Origin of the sequence: Pseudonocardia phyllosphaerae (assembly GCF_046546475.1) — a bacterium.
Taxonomy (GTDB): domain Bacteria; phylum Actinomycetota; class Actinomycetes; order Mycobacteriales; family Pseudonocardiaceae; genus Pseudonocardia; species Pseudonocardia phyllosphaerae.
In genome coordinates, this window is sequence record NZ_JBKGXS010000010.1 from 133386 (window position 1) to 150914 (window position 17529).

Sequence of the window (17529 nt, forward strand, 5' to 3'; positions counted from 1 at the left end):
ATGTGCGGTGATGAAGTCACTCGTAGTGCTCGGCAGCACCGGGTCGATCGGCACCCAGGCCCTCGACGTGATCGACAAGGCCGGTGGGTTCACCGTGTCCGGGCTGGCCGCGGGCGGGTCGGACCTGGAGCTGCTGGCCCGGCAGGTGCGTGCGCACGCGGTGCCGCGCGTCGCCGTCGCCTCCACCGACGCCGCGGCCCGTCTGCGCGAGCTGCTGCCCGGCGTCGAGGTGCTCGACGGGCCCGCCGCGGCGACCGACCTGGTGACCGCCTGCGGCGCCGACGTCGTGCTCAACGGCATCACCGGCTCGCGTGGTCTCGGCCCGACCCTGGCCGCGCTGGAGACCGGGGCCCGGCTGGCGCTGGCGAACAAGGAGTCCCTGGTCGCGGGCGGCCCGCTGGTGCTCGCCGCGGCCGAGCCCGGCCAGATCGTGCCGGTGGACTCCGAGCACTCGGCGCTGGCGCAGTGCCTGCGCGGCGGCCGCGCGAGCGAGGTCGACAGGCTGGTCCTCACCGCGTCGGGCGGCCCGTTCCGTGGCCGGACCCGCGCGGACCTGGCCGGGGTGACCGTCGAGCAGGCGCTCAAGCACCCGACCTGGGACATGGGTCCGGTCATCACGATCAACTCCGCGACCCTGGTGAACAAGGGGCTGGAGGTGATCGAGGCGCACCTGCTGTTCGGCGTGCCCTACGACCGCATCGAGGTCACCGTGCACCCGCAGTCGATCGTGCACTCGATGGTCGCCTTCACCGACGGCTCGACGCTCGCCCAGGCCTCCCCGCCGGACATGCGGCTGCCGATCGCGCTGGCGCTGGGCTGGCCGGACCGGATCGCAGGCGCGTCCACGCCGTGCGCCTGGGACACCGCGTCGACCTGGACCTTCGAGCCCCTCGACGACGACGCCTTCCCCGGCGTCCGGCTCGCCCGCGCGGCCGGCGAGCGCGGCGGCTGCCTGCCCGCGGTGCTCAACGCGGCCAACGAGGAGCTGGTCGAGGCGTTCGTCGCCGGACGGATCGGCTACACCGGGATCACCGACCTGCTCGGCGAGGTCCTGGAGGCCGCCGACGCCTGGACGACCGATCCGGCTACCGTGGCGGACGTGCTGGCGGCCGAGGAGTGGGCCCGCGCCCACGCGCGTGCGAAGGCGGAGTCGTGACCGTTCTCTGGACGATCGTCGGAATCGCCCTGTTCTTCTTCGGGCTTCTGCTGTCGATCGCGTGGCACGAGCTGGGGCACTTCACGACCGCGCGGTGGTTCGGGATCAAGGTCCCCGAGTTCTTCGTCGGCTTCGGGAAGACGATCTGGTCGCGCCGGCGCGGCGAGACCGAGTTCGGCATCAAGGCCATCCCGCTCGGCGGCTACGTCCGCATGATCGGGATGCTGCCGCCGGCGCCCGGGCACGGCCGGCTCGGCCGCAGCCGTCGCACCGGGCCGTTCCAGGGCCTGATGGACGACGCCCGGGCCCAGTCCCAGGCTGACGTCCTGCCCCAGGACGCGGACCGGCAGTTCTGGACGCGCGCGCCCTGGAAGCGAATCGTCGTCATGTTCGCCGGGCCGTTCATGAACCTGGTCCTGGCGGTGTTCCTGATGGCGGTGATCCTCATGGGGATCGGGCTGCCGGCCAGTGGCACCCAGGTCTCCGAGGTCAGCAAGTGCGTCGTCCCGGCGACGGCGCAGACCGCGCAGAGCCCGACGCCGGACTGCCCCGCCGGTGCCCCGCTCGCACCGGCCGCGGCCGCGGGCATGCTGCCCGGCGACCGCATCGTCGGGCTCGCCGGCAAGGAGTACGGCCGCAACGACGGCACTGCGCTGCGGGAGGCGATCCGCGTCGCCTCCGGGCCGACACCGCTCGTCGTCGACCGGAACGGGCAGCGGATCCCGTTGACGGTGAACATCGTCCCGAACCAGGTGCAGGACATGCGGGACCCGAGCCGGACGGTGTCCGCCGGGTTCGTCGGCGTCTCACTGCTCCCCGGCGACTACGTCCGGCAGGGCCCCGGCGCCGTCGCCGACCTCATGGGCTTCTACGTCGCCCGCACCGGCCAGTCGATCGCCGAGATCCCACAGCGCGTCCCCGCCCTCTTCCGCGCCGCATTCCTCGGCGAGCAGCGCGACCCCGAGGGCCCGGTCGGCGTCGTCGGCGTCTCGCGGATCGGCGGGCAGATCCTGGCGCAGGAGGAGCCGTGGCGGGAGGAGGTCACGTTCTTCCTGCAGCTGCTGGCCGGGGTCAACATCTCGCTGTTCGTGCTGAACCTGCTGCCGATCCCGCCACTGGACGGCGGGCAGATCGTCCCGGCGATCTGGGAGGCGATCAAGCGGCGGCTCGCCCGGCTGGCCGGACGCCCGGACCCCGGCCCGGTGGACGCGGCGAAGCTGCTGCCGGTGGCGTACGTGTTCGTGATGGTGTTCCTCGCGTTCAGCGCCGTGCTGCTGGTCGCCGACATCGTCAACCCGGTCCGGCTGCCCGGGTGACGGGGGAGCAGCGCCGCCCGCTGGCGGTCTTCGACATCGACGGTGTCCTCGCCGACGTCTCGCACCGGCTGCACTACCTCGACGTGCACCGCTGGGAGCGGTTCTTCTCCGCGGCGCACGCCGACCCGCTGCTCGACGAGGGCGCGGAGCGGCTGAGCGAGGCTTTGGAGAACTACGACGTCGTCTACCTGACCGGGCGCCCCGAGCGGAACCGCGAGCTGACCGAGACCTGGCTCGCCGAGTTCGGCCTGCCCACCGGGCCGCTGTACATGCGTCCCGACGACGACCACCGCCCCGCCCGCTACGTCAAGCGCGAGGTACTGCGCGAGCTGGCCCGCGAACGCGACATCGCCCTGGTCCTCGACGACGACCCGGCCGTGGTCCGGATGCTCACCGAGGACGGCTGGCCGGTCGAGCTCGCGACCTGGCTGCCGCACTCGTCGACCCTGCAGGACGCGCAGGAGAAGCACGGCCGCACCTGAATGAGTCAGCCCGAGGCGTCGTCGATCCGCTGGGCCACGGTGCGGCCGGCCCCGGTGAGTTCCCACGAGTCGTGGGCGGGCCGCACCGGCCGGATGAGACCGTCCCGGTGCAGGGCACCGAGAACACGTCCGACGCCGGCCCGGACGCTGCCGTCCCGGCCGGCGAGGCCCTTCTCGACGTCCTCGGGGAGCATCGTCACCAGTTGTTCCACCGTCTCCGGGCACATCAGGAGGACGACGAGGACCTCCCGGGCTGCGTCGTCGGACGGTACGGTGCTCATGCGGCCTCACCTCGGCTCCGGTCGGATCCCGATCACCGTGGCACACAGCGAGCGGACAGCGCGGCAGCCGCGGTCGCCCGATCGGTGAGGCGTCCGCGAGTGCCCTCACTCACCGCGGGCGGCGATGCACGGACGACGATGGGATAGTGGGGCCCGTGAGCGTCTCCCTGGGTATGCCCTCCGCGCCCGCGCCGACCCTGGCCCCGCGCCGGACGACCCGGCAGCTGCACGTCGGCCCGGTCGGTGTCGGCTCCGACTACCCGATCTCCGTCCAGACGATGACGACCACCCTGACGTCGGACATCAACGCGACCCTGCAGCAGATCGCCGAGCTGACGGCGGCCGGCTGCGACATCGTCCGCGTCGCGTGCCCGTCGGCCGACGACGCGGAGGCCCTCCCGGCCATCGCGCAGAAGTCGCAGATCCCGGTGATCGCCGACATCCACTTCCAGCCGAAGTACGTCTTCGCCGCGATCGAGGCGGGCTGTGCGGCCGTCCGGGTGAACCCGGGCAACATCCGCAAGTTCGACGACCAGGTGAAGGAGATCGCGCAGGCCGCCAAGGACCACGGCACGCCGATCCGGATCGGGGTCAACGCCGGCTCTCTGGACAAGCGGCTGATGGAGAAGTACGGCAAGGCCACACCCGAGGCACTCGCCGAGTCGGCGATGTGGGAGGCGGGCCTGTTCGCCGAGCACGACTTCCACGACATCAAGATCTCGGTCAAGCACAACGACCCGGTCGTCATGGTCCGGGCCTACGAGCTGCTGGCCGAGCAGTGCGACTACCCGCTGCACCTCGGCGTCACCGAGGCAGGCCCCGCGTTCCAGGGCACGATCAAGTCCTCGGTCGCGTTCGGCGCGCTGCTCAGCCGGGGCATCGGCGACACGATCCGCGTCTCGCTCTCCGCGCCGCCGGTCGAGGAGATCAAGGTCGGCCAGCAGATCCTCGAGTCGCTGAACCTGCGCCCGCGGAAGCTGGAGATCGTCTCCTGCCCGTCCTGCGGGCGTGCCCAGGTCGACGTCTACAAGCTCGCCGACGAGGTCACCGCCGGTCTGACCGGCATGGAGGTCCCGCTGCGCGTGGCCGTCATGGGCTGCGTCGTCAACGGGCCCGGTGAGGCCCGCGAGGCCGACCTCGGTGTCGCGTCCGGCAACGGCAAGGGCCAGATCTTCGTCAAGGGCGAGGTCATCAAGACCGTGCCCGAGGCCCAGATCGTCGAGACGCTGATCGAGGAGGCCATGCGGATCGCCGAGGAGATGGGCGAGGACGTGACCTCCGGCGAGCCCGAGGTCACCGTCGGCTGAGCCCGCCGGTCGGGCGGGGGAGGGCGTCGGAGAGGTGAGCGACGAAGGAGCGCGAGGTGACCGACGAGCGGCCGGCGGCACGCCTTCGGGTGTCCGGAGCGTGGCATGATTGACGACGTGCTGAGGGTGGCCGGAGCACGGCTTCTCGATGATCGTCACCGCTTCGAGGTCGACGACGTGCTCGACGCCGACCCCGTCGCCACCTGCATGGTCGCGTCCCGCGTCCAGTCCGTCGGGCTCGACCCCTGGCGGCTCGGCGGCGAGATGTGGGCACACGGCTCCACCGCCGACGGCCTCTGTTTCTCCGGTGCCAACCTCGTCCCGCTCCGCGGCGAGCGCACCGCCATCCGCGCCTTCGCCGACCGCGCCCGCCGCGCCGGGCGGATCTGCTCGTCACTGGTCGGGCGGGCCGAGCTGGTCCTGCCGCTGTGGGACGAGCTCGCCCCCGGCTGGGGCCCCGCCCGCGAGGTGCGCGCCGACCAGCCGCTCATGACGCTCGAGGGCGCCCCCGCGGTCGCCGCGGACCCGCACGTGCGCCCGGCGAAGCTCGAGGAGCTGAACCGCTACCTGCCGGCGGCCGTCGCGATGTTCACCGAGGAGGTCGGCGTCGACCCGTGCGACGGCGACGGCGGCGCCGGCTACCGCGCCCGGGTCGCGGAGCTGATCACCTCGCACCGCGCGTTCGTCCGGTTCCACGACGGCGAGGTCGTGTTCAAGGCCGAGATCGGGGCGCTGTCCCGCACGGTCGGGCAGATCCAGGGCGTCTGGGTGCACCCGGCCTGGCGCGGTCACGGCATCGGTACGGCGGGCACCGCGGCCGTCGCGGCGGCGCTCGCGGCGACCGGGCGCTGCGCGAGCCTCTACGTCAACGGTTTCAACTCGCCGGCGCGGGCCGCGTACCGCCGTGTGGGGTTCGAGCAGGTCGCGCAGTTCGCGACCGTGCTGTTCTGAGCGTCGCGCCGAGACCCGCTGCCCGCAGCAGCGCACCGCCGAGCGGGCCGGACATCCGCCGCTGCCGGGCCAGCGGCTCGAGCGAGACCCGGACGGCCTCGGGGCCGTAGGTGGCCATCTCCCGTTCGTAGGCGTGCAGCGCCAGCGGGATCGTCGTCCGGCCGTCGCGCGCGGCGACCAGCCGGCCGGTCAGGACGTCGGCATCGCGGATGGCGGTCGCCGCGCCCCGCCCACCGGTCGGTGGCATCGCGTGCACGGCGTCGCCGATCGCGGTCACCACCCCGGACGGCCACGGCGCCGGGTCGGCATCGGGGTCCGCGGCCTGGAGGCGGAAGTGCGTCAGGGTGGCCGGGTCGATCCGGTCGACCAGCGTCCGCAGCGCCGGGTCCCACTCGCGGAGCAGCCGGCCGAGCAGCGCGAGGAGCCCCGGGCCGTCGAGCCGGCCGGCTCCGGACGGGAGCCGGTCCGCGGGGACGTGCACCCCGATCAGCACGCTCGCGGCTCCGCGGATCGCGGCGGGGGAGGTGCACGCCGACGGGTTCACCGGGCTCGTCGACGGGTCGTGCACGGTCAGGAACATCCCGGCTCCGCGCGGGCCGAAGGCGAGTGCCGACCCGTGGTCCAGCACGCAGGGGAGCAGGTCGCGGGCGGTGTCGTCGAGCGGGACCGTGCCCGCGACGCCGTCCACCCCGGTGGGCGCGGACAAGGTACGGCCCGCGAGCGACCGGGCCACGGCCGACCGGGTGCCGTCCGCCCCGACCAGCACGTCCGCGGTCTCGGTTCCCGCGTCGTGCCGGACCAGCACCGATCCGCCGGGTTCGATTGTGTGCGAGCGGTAGGCCGCGCCCCAGCGGACGTCGAGGCCGGTCGCGAGCAGCGTCCGCAGGGCCACGCGCCCGATCATCACCCGGTGGGCGGGCGGGAGCGGCGTCTCGGCCAGGACCCGCATCCGGTGGTTGCAGAAGGTGAACCGGTCGACGTCGGTGCCGGCCGCCGCCGAGCCGAGGACGGCCTGGAACACCTGCGGTGGGAGCAGGCGCGAGAGGGCCGTGCGGGCGTCTGCGTCCAGGTTGAGGCGGTAGCCGCCGGTGTCCTCGGGCCGGGCGTCCCGTTCGAGCACCACGGTCCCGATGCCGGCCCGTTCGAGCCCCTGGGCGAGCGCCAGCCCGCCGATCCCGCCTCCGGCTATGACGACGCGCATGGCGAACTCCTCGATATCAGGAACCTGATAGTGACTACAAGGTGCCTGATACTGTCGGCTCGTGCAAGAGCCCGACGTGCCCCTGTGGGAGCTGGTCCAGACCGCGCACGTCGTCACGCGCGGGTTCCACCGGGTCTTCGCCCGCGCCGGCCTCACCGCGACGGGATTCGGCGTGCTCGCCGAGCTCGAACACCGCGAGCAGGGCGGCGGCCCGCCGCCGTCGCAGGCCGAGCTGGCGCGGATCACGTTGCTCCGGCCGCAGAGCGTCGGCGAGCTGGTCACCGACCTCGTCGGCCGGGGGCTGGTCCGCCGGGACGGCCCCGGCGGCCGGGGGCGCAGGGCCGGGCTGGAGCTCACCGCCGACGGCCGGGCGACCCTGGAGCGGGCGTGGCCGCTGGTCCGCGCGTTCAACGCGCCGGCCTCGATGGGACTGCAGGCCGACCGCGCGACCGAACTGGTGACGATGCTGCGGACCGTGCGCGAGCACCTCGCCACGGCCGAGGCCGAGGAGCCCGGGGGGACCACACGGTCCTGACGTCCGGGTCGGCATACTCGATCACCGTGCTGGGCTCCCTGGGGAAACGTCCGATCGTCGTCGCGGCCGTGGTCGCCGTGCTGCTGGCGGCCGGGATCGTCGTCGCGGTCCTGCGGCCGTGGGCCGGGCCGTCGGACACCGCGGAGCAGTACGCGACCGCCTGGTCGGCCGGCAACGCCCCGGCCGCCGGTGCGCTGACCAGCGCGCCCGCCGAGGCGTCGCGCTACCTCGACCGTGCCCGCACCGACCTGTCCGCGACCTCGATGACCGCGACGGTCACCGGAACCCGCACCGAGGGCGACCGCGCCACCTCGACCGTCGACGTCGCGTGGGACCTCGGGCAGGGCCGCCGCTGGGCGTACACGCTGAACCTGCCGCTGGTGCGCGCCGAGGAGACCGACGGCAACGACACCGGCTGGGCCGTCGACTGGTCGCCCGCCGCGTTCGCACCCGGTCTGGAGCAGGGGGAGCGCCCGGTCAACCGCACCGTGAACGCGACCCCGGCCCCGGTGCTGGACGCCTCCGGCGCCACGCTGCAGGCCCCGACCCCCGTCGTCACGATCACCCTGGCCAAGGCGAACGCTGCGCAGTCCTCGGGGCCGCTGGGGTCTGCCCTGTCCTCGGTCGACCCGACGATCACCGCGAAGTCGATCGCCGACGGCGCCGGGGCCGTCCCGGACGGGCAGGTCTACACCGTCGCCGTCCTGCGCCAGGGCGACTACGCGAAGGTGAAGGACCGCATCCAGGACCTGCCCGGCGTGACCTTCGCGCCGTCGACCCGGCTGCTCGCCCCGGACGCGAAGTTCGCCGGCCAGGTGCTGCAGGGCGCTCGGGGGGACATCGAGAAGGCCGCGGGCGGCGTCCCCGGCTGGTCGGTCGATGCGGTCGGCGCCGGCGGGAAGCCCCGTTCGCTGACCGGCGTCCCGCCCATCGCGGGCAAGCCGGTCACTCTGGAGCTGAACAAGCAGGTGCAGGACGCCGCGCAGGCCGCCGTCGACGGCGAGTCGAACCAGGCCATGATCGTGGCGGTGAAGCCGTCGACCGGCGCGATCGTCGGCGTCGCGCAGAATCCGAAGGCCGATGCCGACGGCGCACTGGCACTGACCGGCCGCTACCCGCCGGGATCGACCTTCAAGACGGTCACCGCCTACGCCGCGCTGCCCGCCGAGAAGCTCAACCCGGGCTCGCCGGTGGACTGCCCCGGCACCACCGTCATCGACGGCCGCACCATCCCGAACGAGGACGAGTTCGTGCTCGGGAACGTCCCGCTGCAGACGGCGTTCGCCAAGTCCTGCAACACGACCTTCTCCCGGCTCGCGCTCGGCCTCGCCCCCGACGCGCTGCCCGCCGCGGGCAAGGCGCTCGGCTTCGGTGCCGACTGGAAGATCCCAGGGATGACGACGATCACCGGCTCCGTCGACCCCGCGACCGAGGACCTGCAGCGCGCCTCGGACGGCTTCGGGCAGGGCGACGTCCTCGCCTCGCCGTTCGGGCTGGCGATGGTCGCCGCCACCGTCGACAAGGGCGCCCCGGTGACGCCGACGTTCATCCGCGGGCAGCGCACCGAGGTCGCCGTCGCCCCCGGCACCCCGGACCCGAAGGTCCTGGCCCAGCTGCGGCCGATGATGCGGGCCGTGGTCACCGAGGGCACCGCGAAGGCCGCCGCCGGGCAGGGCGAGGTCTACGGCAAGACCGGCACCGCCGAGTACTCCGCAGGTGGGGGCGGGGACAACAAGGCGCACGGCTGGTTCATGGGCTACCGCGGCGACCTCGCGTTCGCCGCGCTCATCGTCGACGGCAAGTCCTCCGGCCCGGCGGTGGAGATGGCGGCGAAGTTCCTGGGGAAGGCACCCCGCTGAGGCCGGTGGCGCACAACGGATGTGGTGCTGACGCCGTGCACCCTTGCCACGAGGGCCTACCCTGTACGCCGTGGATCCCCGCCGTGTCCCCGCCCTGGCGCTCGTGGCCGACCTGGTCGCCGTCGTCGTCTTCGCGGCGATCGGGCGCATCAGCCACGCCGAGGCCGACAGCATCCTGGGCCTGATCGGCACCGCGCTCCCCTTCGCCCTCGGGGTCGTCGCCGCCTGGGCGACGCCGTGGGTGCGGGCCGCGCCGACGACCGCGCGCGCCGGCGCGGTGGTGCTGGCCGGCAGCGTCGTCGTCGGGTTCGTGCTGCGGCTCGGGTTCCTGGACCGCCTGCCGCTGTCGTTCGCCGTCGTCGCCACGATCTCGCTCGCGGTGCTGCTGCTCGGCTGGCGGGGACTGGCGGCCGTCGTGGCCTACCTGCGCACCCGCGAGCCCTCCCAGCACTGATCTGCACCGGGCTGCACCGTGCTACGGGCCCGGGGACCCCGGCCCGGGCGTCGGACGAGGCCTACCATGGGGGACATGTCGTCCCGCACGTTGCTCGTCCCCGGCACCCCGACCCCGATCCGGGACGTGCCCCAGCACATCCCGCGCCCGGAGTACGTCGGCAAGGCGGCCCCGGCGCGCAGCCGCAGCGGCGACGTCCAGACGCCCGAGACCATCGAGGCCATGCGGTACGCCGGGAAGATCGCGGCGCAGGCGCTGCAGGTGGCGGGGGAGACCGTCCGGCCGGGGATCACCACCGACGAGGTGGACCGCGCCGTCCACGAGTTCCTGATCGACCACGACGCCTACCCGTCGACGCTGGGCTACCGCGGCTTCCCGAAGTCCTGCTGCACCAGCCTCAACGAGGTCATCTGCCACGGGATCCCGGACACCACGGTGATCGACGACGGGGACGTGGTGAACGTCGACGTCACCGCCTACATCGGCGGCGTGCACGGCGACACCAACGCCACGTTCCTCGCCGGCGACGTGTCCGAGGAGGCGCGGCTGCTCGTCGAGCGCACCCGTGAGGCCACGATGCGCGCGATCAAGGCCGTCCGCCCCGGGCGCGAGCTCAACGTCGTCGGCCGGGTCATCGAGTCCTACGCCAAGCGCTTCGGCTACGGCGTGGTCCGCGACTTCACCGGGCACGGCATCGGCCACGAGTTCCACTCCGGGCTGGTCGTCCTGCACTACGACCAGCCCGACGTGCACACCGTCATCGAGCCCGGCATGACCTTCACCATCGAGCCGATGATCACCCTCGGCGGGATCGACTACGACACCTGGGACGACGACTGGACCGTCGTCACCAAGGACAAGTCCTGGGTCGCCCAGTTCGAGCACACCATCCTGGTCACCGACGACGGCTCGGAGATCCTGACCCTGCCCTGACCGGGCCGGGTCTCTGCGAACCTGGGACGGGCTCAGGCGGCCCGGCGCTCGCGCAGGGCGGCCAGGGCGTCGTCGGCGTGGCGCTCCATCGCCGTCTCCGACCCGATCTCGGCCAGGATCCCCCGGTCGGTGTCGATCACGTAGGTGCGGCGCCGGGTGTGGAAGTTGCCGGGCAGCCAGGCCCGCCACGCGCCGAAGGACTTCGCGACGGTGTGGTCGGCGTCGGACAGCAGCGGGAAGCCGAAGCCGTTCGCGGCGGCGAACATGCTCTGCTTACCGGGCGGGTCCGAGGAGATCCCGACCGGCTGCGCGCCGACCTCGGCGAACTCCGCAGCCAGGTCGCGGAAGTGGCAGGCCTCGGCGGTGCAGCCGCCGGTCATCGCGGCCGGGTAGAAGAACAGCACCACCGGGCCGGTGGCCAGCAGCTCGCTCAGCCGGCGTGGGGTGCCGGTGTCGTCGGGCAGCGTGAAGTCGGTGGCGAGATCGCCGACGGCCATGGGGAGCTCCTCGGGGGACGGGGTCGGTCAGGGGGTGTTCGTCGGGCGCGACGATCCGGTTCGTGGCGGCATCGGGGTTCGTGGCGGCATGGGGGTTCGCGGCGGCATCGGCAGGAACCCGCTGGTGCGGCGGACGTAGTCGGCGTAGCCGGGGCGGCGCGCCGCGATGTCGCGTTCGAGCAGCGCGGCGCCGGTGCCCTTCACCAGGTTCGCCGTGATGGCGGCGACCCCGACCAGCCCGACCAGCCCGGCCGGATGGTGCAGGGCGAGCACGCCCAGGCCCCACCAGACGCACGCGTCGCCGAAGTAGTTCGGGTGCCGGGTGTAGCGCCACAGCCCGCGGTCCATCACCTCGCCGCGGTGCGCGGGGTCGGCGGTGAACCGGGCCAGCTGGGCGTCGCCGACGGTCTCGAAGACGAACCCGACCGCCCACAGCGCCACCCCGGCGACGGTGACGGCCACACCCCAGCCGCCGACGCCGCCGTAGCAGGCGATCTGCACGGGCAGCGAGACGATCCACATCACCGCGCCCTGGGTCGGGTAGATCTTCGCCAGGAACGTCGCGGGGGCACGGCGGCGCAGATCGACGTAGCGCCGGTCCTCGGGCCTGCCGTGGTTGCGCCGGCCCACGTGCCAGGCCAGCCGCCCGCCCCAGACGGCGACGAGCAGCACCACCAGTACCCGCCGCCACGTGCTGCCCGCCGGGTCGAGCAGCCCGGCGGTGACCGCGCTGACCAGCGCGATCACCACGAACCCGAGCCCCCAGACGACGTCGACGCCGTCGTGCCGGTCGCGCCGCAGCCCGACCAGGCACGCCACGCCCATCACCACCGCGACGGCGACGAGCGTGACGCCGAGGTTCGCGGCCAGTGCCGCCCACGGGAAGCCGGTCATGCGCTCGCGGACTCGGTGGTGACCGTCGAGCCGGGGGAGACCGCCGGGTCCAGCCCGAGGATCCCGGTGCGGCTGCGCGGCAGCCCGGAAGCGCCGTCGGCGCCGGGGCGCACGGTCAGGATCTGGTGCACGCCCATCCGGTTCTCCTCGAACGCCAGCGCCGCACCGGCCAGGTACAGCAGCCAGACGCGCCACTGCTCCTCGCCGATCAGCGCGACGGCCTCGTCGCGGCGGTCCTGCAGGGTGTCCAGCCACGGCCGGACCGTCCAGACGTAGTGCTCGCGCAGCGACTGGACGTCGACGATCTCGTGCCCGGCCTGCTCCAGGAACCCGAGCGTCTCGCCGAGCGGGCGCATGTACATGTCCGGGGCGACGTAGGCCTCCATGAACGCGCCGCCGCCCGGGGCGGTGTTCGCACCGACCGAGCCGCGCGACATCTGCTGCAGCAGCAGCCTGCCGTGCGGGCGCAGCATCCGGTGCAGCTGTCCGGCGTAGACGGCGTAGTTCTCCTGGCCGACGTGCTCGCCCATCTCGATCGAGGAGACGGCGTCGAATGCCGCAGCAGGGTCCTCGGCGATCTCGCGGTAGTCCTGCAGCCGGATCTCGACGCGGTCGGCCAGCCCGGCGCGGCGGACGCGTTCCAGGCCGTAGTCGCGCTGCTCGGCGGACAGGGTCACGCCGGTGGCGTGCACGCCGTAGTGCTCGGCCGCGTGGACCAGCAGCGACGCCCAGCCGCAGCCGACGTCGAGCAGCCGCATCCCCGGCGCCAGCCCGAGCTTGCGGCAGATCAGGTCCAGCTTGTCGCGCTGGGCCTGCTCCAGGCCGTAGTGCTCGTCGGTGTCGCGGGCCCAGTAGCCGCAGGAGTAGGCCATCTGCGGGTCGAGCAGGAACTCGTAGAAGTCGTTGGACAGGTCGTAGTGGTGGCTGATCGCGTCCCGGTCGCGGCGGCGCGTGTGCCGCCTGCCCCCGAGCTTCGCCTCCGACGCCGGCGGCGCGGGCGGCGGCCCGACGGCGCCGAGCCGTGCCGCGGTGCGCAGCGCGCCCAGCTTCTGCCGCCACCCGAGCTTCACCGCACCCGCGCCGGGCCGTGCCGTGCCGGTGCTCGCTCCGCCTGCGCTCCGCGAGAGCTTCCAGAAGCGGGACAGCCCGTCCGCCACGTCGCCGTCGACGGACAGGTCGCCGGACACGAACGCCCGGGCCAGGCCCAGCTCGCCCGGCGCCCACAGCAGCCTGCGCAGCGCGCGACGGCGGTTGACGATCACCGTCGGCGGGTTCGGGTCGTCCGCGGTGCCGGTGAACCCGGCCTCGCTGCCGTCCCAGGCCCGCAGCCGCACCGGGAGCGGGGCGCCGAGGACGTCCTCCAGCAGTCCGGCGAGACGGGCGGCGGGGGTGGTGCTCACGAGGCGGCTCCGGGGACGAAGGAGGGCTTGCGCTGCAGGGAGAACTGGAAGACGTCGAGATAGCCGACGCGGAACCCGGCCTCGCAGTAGCCCAGGTAGAACTCCCACATCCGGCGGAACGTCTCGTCGAACCCGAGGGCGGCGACGTCGTCCCAGCGGGACAGGAACCGCTCGCGCCAGTGGCCGAGCGTGCGGGCGTAGTCGAAGCCGAGGCTGCGGCGCTCGGCGACGTGCAGGCCGGTGTGCGCGTCGAGGTTCTCCTCGATCGCGGTGACCGACGGGATGATGCCGCCGGGGAACACGTACTTGTGGATCCAGGTGTAGTCGTTGCGCGCCAGCATCATCCGCTGGTGCGGCATGGTGATCGACTGCAGCCCGACGCGGCCGCCCGGCTTGAGCAGCCGGTCCAGCGTGGCGAAGAACGTCGGCCAGTACGCCACCCCGACGGCCTCGATCATCTCCACCGAGACGACGGCGTCGTAGGAGCCCTGGGCCTCGCGGTAGTCGCGCAGCAGCACCTGGACGCGGTCGGCGACCCCGGCCTCGGCCACCCGCGCCTCGGCAAGCTCCTTCTGCTCCTGGGAGATCGTCAGCGTGGTGACCCGGGCGCCGCGCTGCGCGGCCCGCGTCGCGAGCCCGCCCCAGCCGGTCCCGATCTCCAGCACGTGCATGCCCTCGCGGACGGCGGCCATGTCCAGGATGCCGTCGATCTTGCGTTCCTGCGCGAGGACCAGGTCGTCGGAGTCGTCGGCGAACCAGCCTGCGGAGTACGACATCGTCTCGTCGAGGAAGATCGAGAACAGGTCGTTGGACAGGTCGTAGTGGCGGTGGATGTTCTCCCGCGACCCCTCCACCGAGTTGACCTCCGCGGCGGGCTGGCGGGCCTCGGCGAACCGGCGGCCCAGGCGCTGCAGCGCCGGCGGGATCAGCGTCGACAGCCGCGCCGCGAACGGGGTGAGCAGGCCCGGCAGGTCGGTCGTCGTCCAGTCGCCCACCATGTACGACTCGCCGAACCCGATCTTGGAGTTGGCGCCGAGCCGGGCGAAGAACGCCTCCGGGCGCTCGATGCGCATCACCGGCGACGACGCGTCCCCGGCCCCGATCCGCGCCCCGCCCGGAAAGATCACCCGCACCGGGAGGCTGCGGACGGCGTTGCGGAACAACGACTCCGCGACCCGCGCCTTCACCGGGGCCACCGGCGGCGTCGCGAGTCCCGGCCAGACGCCCTCGTTCGGGCGGGGCACGGCGTGGCTGCGGCCACGGCCCGGCGACGCGCCGCCGCGGGGTCCGGCCGCGGTGGCGCGGGACAGGTCGTGCTGCGTGGTCATCGCGTGACCCCTTCCTGGTGGCGTTCCGCTACGGGAGGAGATTCGGGCAGCTGGGTCGTCTGGTTCTGCGGCGGAGGAGTGGAGCGCGCCACGATCGGGATGCGGCGCAACCACAACCCGATGCCGTGCCACCGGATCAGCGCCGACGTGCGCTGGGTGACCAGCGGCCGGCGCAGTACCGTGCGCGCGACCTCGCGGACCGTCGCCGGGCGGCGGGTGCCGGCCAGCGTCGCGACCAGGGCGGGCGCGCCCTCCTGGTGCAGCGTGACGGAGATGCCGAGCCGCTCGCCGGGCTCGGGCAGGTGCATCGAGTAGCTGCCGTCGACGGTGAGGAACGGCGAGACGTAGAACTCCTTGTCCGCCGTCGCCCGCCCCGCCTCGTCCGGGTGGAGCAGGTAGCAGTGCCGCTCGCCGTAGGTGTTGTGCACCTCCGCGACCACGCAGGCCAGGGACCCGTCGGGGTGGTGGCACCAGAACACCGAGATCGGGTTGAACACGTAGCCCAGCACCCGGGCGTGCGCGAGCATCCGGATCCGGCCGCCGCGCAGGTCGATGCCGTGCGCGGCGAGGTAGGCGTCGACGTTCTCGCGGATCGAACGGTCCGGGTCGCCGAGGTGGTCGGCGGCGTCGAACCGGGCGAACGGGCGCAGCCACCGGGGCAGCTCGGGCAACGCGTCGAGGTCGACGAGCCACACGTAGAGCGGGTGCGCGAACGCGGTCGGCAGGTCGCGCCGGCGGGCGTGGCGGACCTCGGCGTCGTAGAGCACCGGGGCGGCCCTGTTCGCCGTGTCACTGCCGGCCGTGCCCCCGCTCACCAGGCCACCCCCAGTGCGCGGGCGGCGCGCACCCCGGAGGCGCAGCCGTCCTCGTGGAAACCCCAGCCGTGGTACGCGCCGGCGTAGGCGGTGACCGGGGTGTTCAGCTCCGGTAGGCGGCGCTGCGCGGCGACCGAGGTGGGCGTGTAGACGGGGTGCTCGTAGGTCATCCGGGCGACGACGGTGTCCGGGGCGACCCGGTCGCGGCCGTTGAGCGTGACGACCCAGGACTCCGGGTCGGTGAGCCGCATCAGCCGGTTCATGTCGTAGCTGACCAGTACCGGGCTGTCACTGGCATCCCCGCAGGCGGGCTTGAGGTAGTTCCACGACGCCCGCGCCCCGCGCCGGGTGGGTAGCACCCCGGTGTCGTGGTGCAGCCAGGTCTCGTTGCGGGAGTAGGTGAACGCGCCGAGGACGTCGCGCTCGTCGGCGGAGGGGTCGGCCAGCAGCGCCAGTGCCTGGTCCGGGTGCGTGGCGATCACGACGCGGTCGAACCCGGCGACGTCGTCGGCGTCGTCGCGGATCTCGACGCCGGCCGGGGTGCGCAGCACCGACCGCACCGGCGTCGACGTCCGCACGGCCGGGAGCTGCTTGACGATCCGGTCGACGTAGGAACGGGAGCCGCCGGTGACCGTGCGCCACTGCGGCGAGCCGCCGATCCCGAGCATCCCGTGGTGGTGCAGGAACGTGAACAGGTAGCGGGCCGGGTAGTCCAGCGAGATCGCCGCGCCCGCCGACCACACGCAGGACACCACCGGGATCATGAAGTGCTCGACGAAGTAGCGGGAGTAGCCGCCGATCGCCAGGAACGCCCCGAGCGTCACGTCGCCCGCGTCGGGGGACTCCAGCACCCGCCGGGCGTGCCGGTGGAAGCGGACGACCTCGCCGAGCATCTGCAGGTAGGCGGGCCGCCGGAACAGGTTCGACGCCTGCGGGAACAGCCCGCCGAGCTTGCGCGCCCCGGCGTACTCCAGTCCGCAGCCCTCACAACGCACCGACATCGACATGTCCGAGTCCTGGGTGGGCACGCCGAGCTCGTCGAACAGCCGGAGCAGGTTCGGGTAGGTCCGGTCGTTGTGCACGATGAACCCGGTGTCGACGCGGGTCGTGCGGCCGTCGGCGGCGGCGAGCTCGTGGGTGTGGGCGTGCCCGCCGGTGCGGTCGTCGGCCTCGTAGAGGGTCACGTCGTGTGACGGCGCCAGCAGGTACGCGGCGGTCAGGCCGGACACCCCGCTGCCGACCACCGCGACCGTCGGCCGTCCGTTCATGTCGTGCTCCTTCGGGGTCCTCGGCGGGATCCCGCCTCGAGCGGGACCTGCAGCCCCGCGGGCGCGGGCTCCGCCATGGCGTTCGTGATCGAGGGGTCCGGGGGTTCGGCGCCGAGCTCGCCGAGGACGAAGCGCCGCACCAGCGACGTCCAGTCCGCGGCGCGGCGGAGCATCGCGTGCCCGTCGCCGTGCACGTCGAAGCGGGCGACCCGGTCGGTCACCGCGCGGGCGCGTTCGGCGTAGGCGAGGGACTCGGCGGGGTCGGTGATCCGCTCGTGGTCGCCGTGCGCGATCAGCACCGAGCGCCCGGCGAGCTGCGCGACCGGGTCGGTGCCGTCGAGCCAGGGCGCCAGCGCACAGACCGCGACGACGTCCGGGGCACCGGCCGCGTACAGCACGGCGCGGCCGCCCATCGAGTGCCCGACCAGCGCGAGGGGGCGCCCGGGGTGCCGGCGGGCCAGCTCGCCGATCGCCCACTCGGTGTCGACGAGCGCGTCGCGGGCGGCACCGTTCCAGCCCCGCACCCGGTAGCGCAGCAGGTACACCGCGACGCCGACGCCCAGCTCGCTGCGGGCGTGCCGGCCGTACCGGTCCAGGGCGTGCGCGAACGGCCGCATCCGCCAGTACGCCAGCCCGCGGCGCGTGGCGGGCACCGTCGAGTGCGACTGCCCGCCGTGCGCGACCAGGACGACGGCGGCCGGTTCCGCCCGGACGTGCGCCCCGGGCACGGCCTCCAGCCGCGGCAGCGGACGGTCGGACACGGGCTGGCCTCCTCGGACGCGGTCGGGGTGCGGGACACCGGGGCGTTCGTCCGGTCCGTCCGGGACGGCCGGATGGTGCGACAGGAGTCAC

18 protein-coding genes are annotated in these 17529 nt (G+C 73.7%); 9 read left to right on the forward strand and 9 right to left on the reverse strand.

The genetic code is table 11. From position 1 onward, the window contains the following. Positions 1-10 precede the first annotated feature (10 nt). The 3 genes from dxr to ACLE50_RS19555 are packed head-to-tail and all read left to right on the forward strand — an operon-like array spanning position 11 to position 2954. On the forward strand, positions 11-1156 hold the full coding sequence (gene dxr / locus ACLE50_RS19545; RefSeq protein WP_410945034.1) for a 1-deoxy-D-xylulose-5-phosphate reductoisomerase: 1146 nt from the start codon (positions 11-13) through the stop codon (positions 1154-1156). After that, entirely contained in the window at positions 1153-2472 is a 1320-nt protein-coding gene (locus ACLE50_RS19550; protein ID WP_410945035.1) for a M50 family metallopeptidase, read from the forward strand. The genes dxr and ACLE50_RS19550 overlap by 4 nt, the downstream gene beginning before the upstream one ends. Then, positions 2469-2954: a phosphatase domain-containing protein gene (locus ACLE50_RS19555; protein WP_410945036.1), complete on the forward strand. Its 486-nt coding sequence runs from the start codon at positions 2469-2471 to the stop codon at positions 2952-2954. The genes ACLE50_RS19550 and ACLE50_RS19555 overlap by 4 nt, the downstream gene beginning before the upstream one ends. Before the next feature lie 5 nt (positions 2955-2959). Here the strand turns inward: ACLE50_RS19555 and ACLE50_RS19560 are convergent, their stop codons facing one another. Then, on the reverse strand, positions 2960-3235 hold the full coding sequence (locus tag ACLE50_RS19560) for a hypothetical protein (protein WP_410945037.1): 276 nt from the start codon (positions 3233-3235) through the stop codon (positions 2960-2962). Positions 3236-3390: 155 nt separating this feature from the next. Here ACLE50_RS19560 and ispG point away from each other — a divergent pair, with 155 nt between their 5' ends. Both ispG and ACLE50_RS19570 read left to right on the forward strand, forming a co-directional pair. Beyond that, positions 3391-4542 (forward strand): flavodoxin-dependent (E)-4-hydroxy-3-methylbut-2-enyl-diphosphate synthase, encoded by a 1152-nt coding sequence (gene ispG, locus ACLE50_RS19565; protein WP_410945038.1) that lies wholly within the window; start codon positions 3391-3393, stop codon positions 4540-4542. A gap of 117 nt (positions 4543-4659) precedes the next feature. After that, positions 4660-5493: a GNAT family N-acetyltransferase gene (locus ACLE50_RS19570; protein ID WP_410945094.1), complete on the forward strand. Its 834-nt coding sequence runs from the start codon at positions 4660-4662 to the stop codon at positions 5491-5493. On the opposite strand, the gene ACLE50_RS19575 is transcribed toward ACLE50_RS19570, so the two are convergent. Beyond that, positions 5417-6694, reverse strand: a complete 1278-nt coding sequence (locus ACLE50_RS19575) for an FAD-dependent oxidoreductase (RefSeq protein WP_410945039.1) — start codon at positions 6692-6694, stop codon at positions 5417-5419. The genes ACLE50_RS19570 and ACLE50_RS19575 overlap by 77 nt on opposite strands. A gap of 61 nt (positions 6695-6755) precedes the next feature. Here ACLE50_RS19575 and ACLE50_RS19580 point away from each other — a divergent pair, with 61 nt between their 5' ends. The 4 genes from ACLE50_RS19580 to map all read left to right on the forward strand — a co-directional run bounded on the left by ACLE50_RS19580 (position 6756) and on the right by map (position 10475). Beyond that, positions 6756-7229, forward strand: a complete 474-nt coding sequence (locus tag ACLE50_RS19580) for a MarR family winged helix-turn-helix transcriptional regulator (protein ID WP_410945040.1) — start codon at positions 6756-6758, stop codon at positions 7227-7229. A 26-nt stretch (positions 7230-7255) separates the two neighbouring features. Further along, positions 7256-9088, forward strand: a complete 1833-nt coding sequence (locus ACLE50_RS19585) for a penicillin-binding transpeptidase domain-containing protein (protein WP_410945041.1) — start codon at positions 7256-7258, stop codon at positions 9086-9088. A 70-nt stretch (positions 9089-9158) separates the two neighbouring features. Next, positions 9159-9542: a DUF3054 domain-containing protein gene (locus ACLE50_RS19590; RefSeq protein WP_410945042.1), complete on the forward strand. Its 384-nt coding sequence runs from the start codon at positions 9159-9161 to the stop codon at positions 9540-9542. 75 nt (positions 9543-9617) lie between these two features. Then, complete coding sequence (gene map / locus ACLE50_RS19595; protein WP_410945043.1) at positions 9618-10475, forward strand: type I methionyl aminopeptidase; 858 nt, start codon at positions 9618-9620, stop codon at positions 10473-10475. Between the two features lie 32 nt (positions 10476-10507). On the opposite strand, the gene ACLE50_RS19600 is transcribed toward map, so the two are convergent. The 7 genes from ACLE50_RS19600 to ACLE50_RS19630 are packed head-to-tail and all read right to left on the reverse strand — an operon-like array spanning position 10508 to position 17438. Further along, entirely contained in the window at positions 10508-10972 is a 465-nt protein-coding gene (locus tag ACLE50_RS19600) for a peroxiredoxin (protein ID WP_410945044.1), read from the reverse strand. A gap of 27 nt (positions 10973-10999) precedes the next feature. After that, entirely contained in the window at positions 11000-11866 is an 867-nt protein-coding gene (locus ACLE50_RS19605) for a DUF1295 domain-containing protein (protein ID WP_410945045.1), read from the reverse strand. Next, positions 11863-13266: a class I SAM-dependent methyltransferase gene (locus ACLE50_RS19610; protein ID WP_410945046.1), complete on the reverse strand. Its 1404-nt coding sequence runs from the start codon at positions 13264-13266 to the stop codon at positions 11863-11865. Before ACLE50_RS19610 ends, ACLE50_RS19605 begins: the two co-directional genes overlap by 4 nt. Next, entirely contained in the window at positions 13263-14594 is a 1332-nt protein-coding gene (locus ACLE50_RS19615) for a class I SAM-dependent methyltransferase (RefSeq protein ID WP_410945047.1), read from the reverse strand. The genes ACLE50_RS19610 and ACLE50_RS19615 overlap by 4 nt, the downstream gene beginning before the upstream one ends. Next, positions 14591-15409, reverse strand: a complete 819-nt coding sequence (locus ACLE50_RS19620) for a DUF1365 domain-containing protein (protein WP_410945048.1) — start codon at positions 15407-15409, stop codon at positions 14591-14593. The genes ACLE50_RS19615 and ACLE50_RS19620 overlap by 4 nt, the downstream gene beginning before the upstream one ends. Next, on the reverse strand, positions 15406-16677 hold the full coding sequence (locus ACLE50_RS19625) for an NAD(P)/FAD-dependent oxidoreductase (protein WP_410945049.1): 1272 nt from the start codon (positions 16675-16677) through the stop codon (positions 15406-15408). Before ACLE50_RS19625 ends, ACLE50_RS19620 begins: the two co-directional genes overlap by 4 nt. Next, a complete protein-coding gene (locus ACLE50_RS19630) occupies positions 16674-17438 on the reverse strand; it encodes an alpha/beta hydrolase (protein WP_410945050.1) in 765 nt (254 codons plus the stop codon). Before ACLE50_RS19630 ends, ACLE50_RS19625 begins: the two co-directional genes overlap by 4 nt. Between the last annotated feature and the right edge of the window lie 91 nt (positions 17439-17529).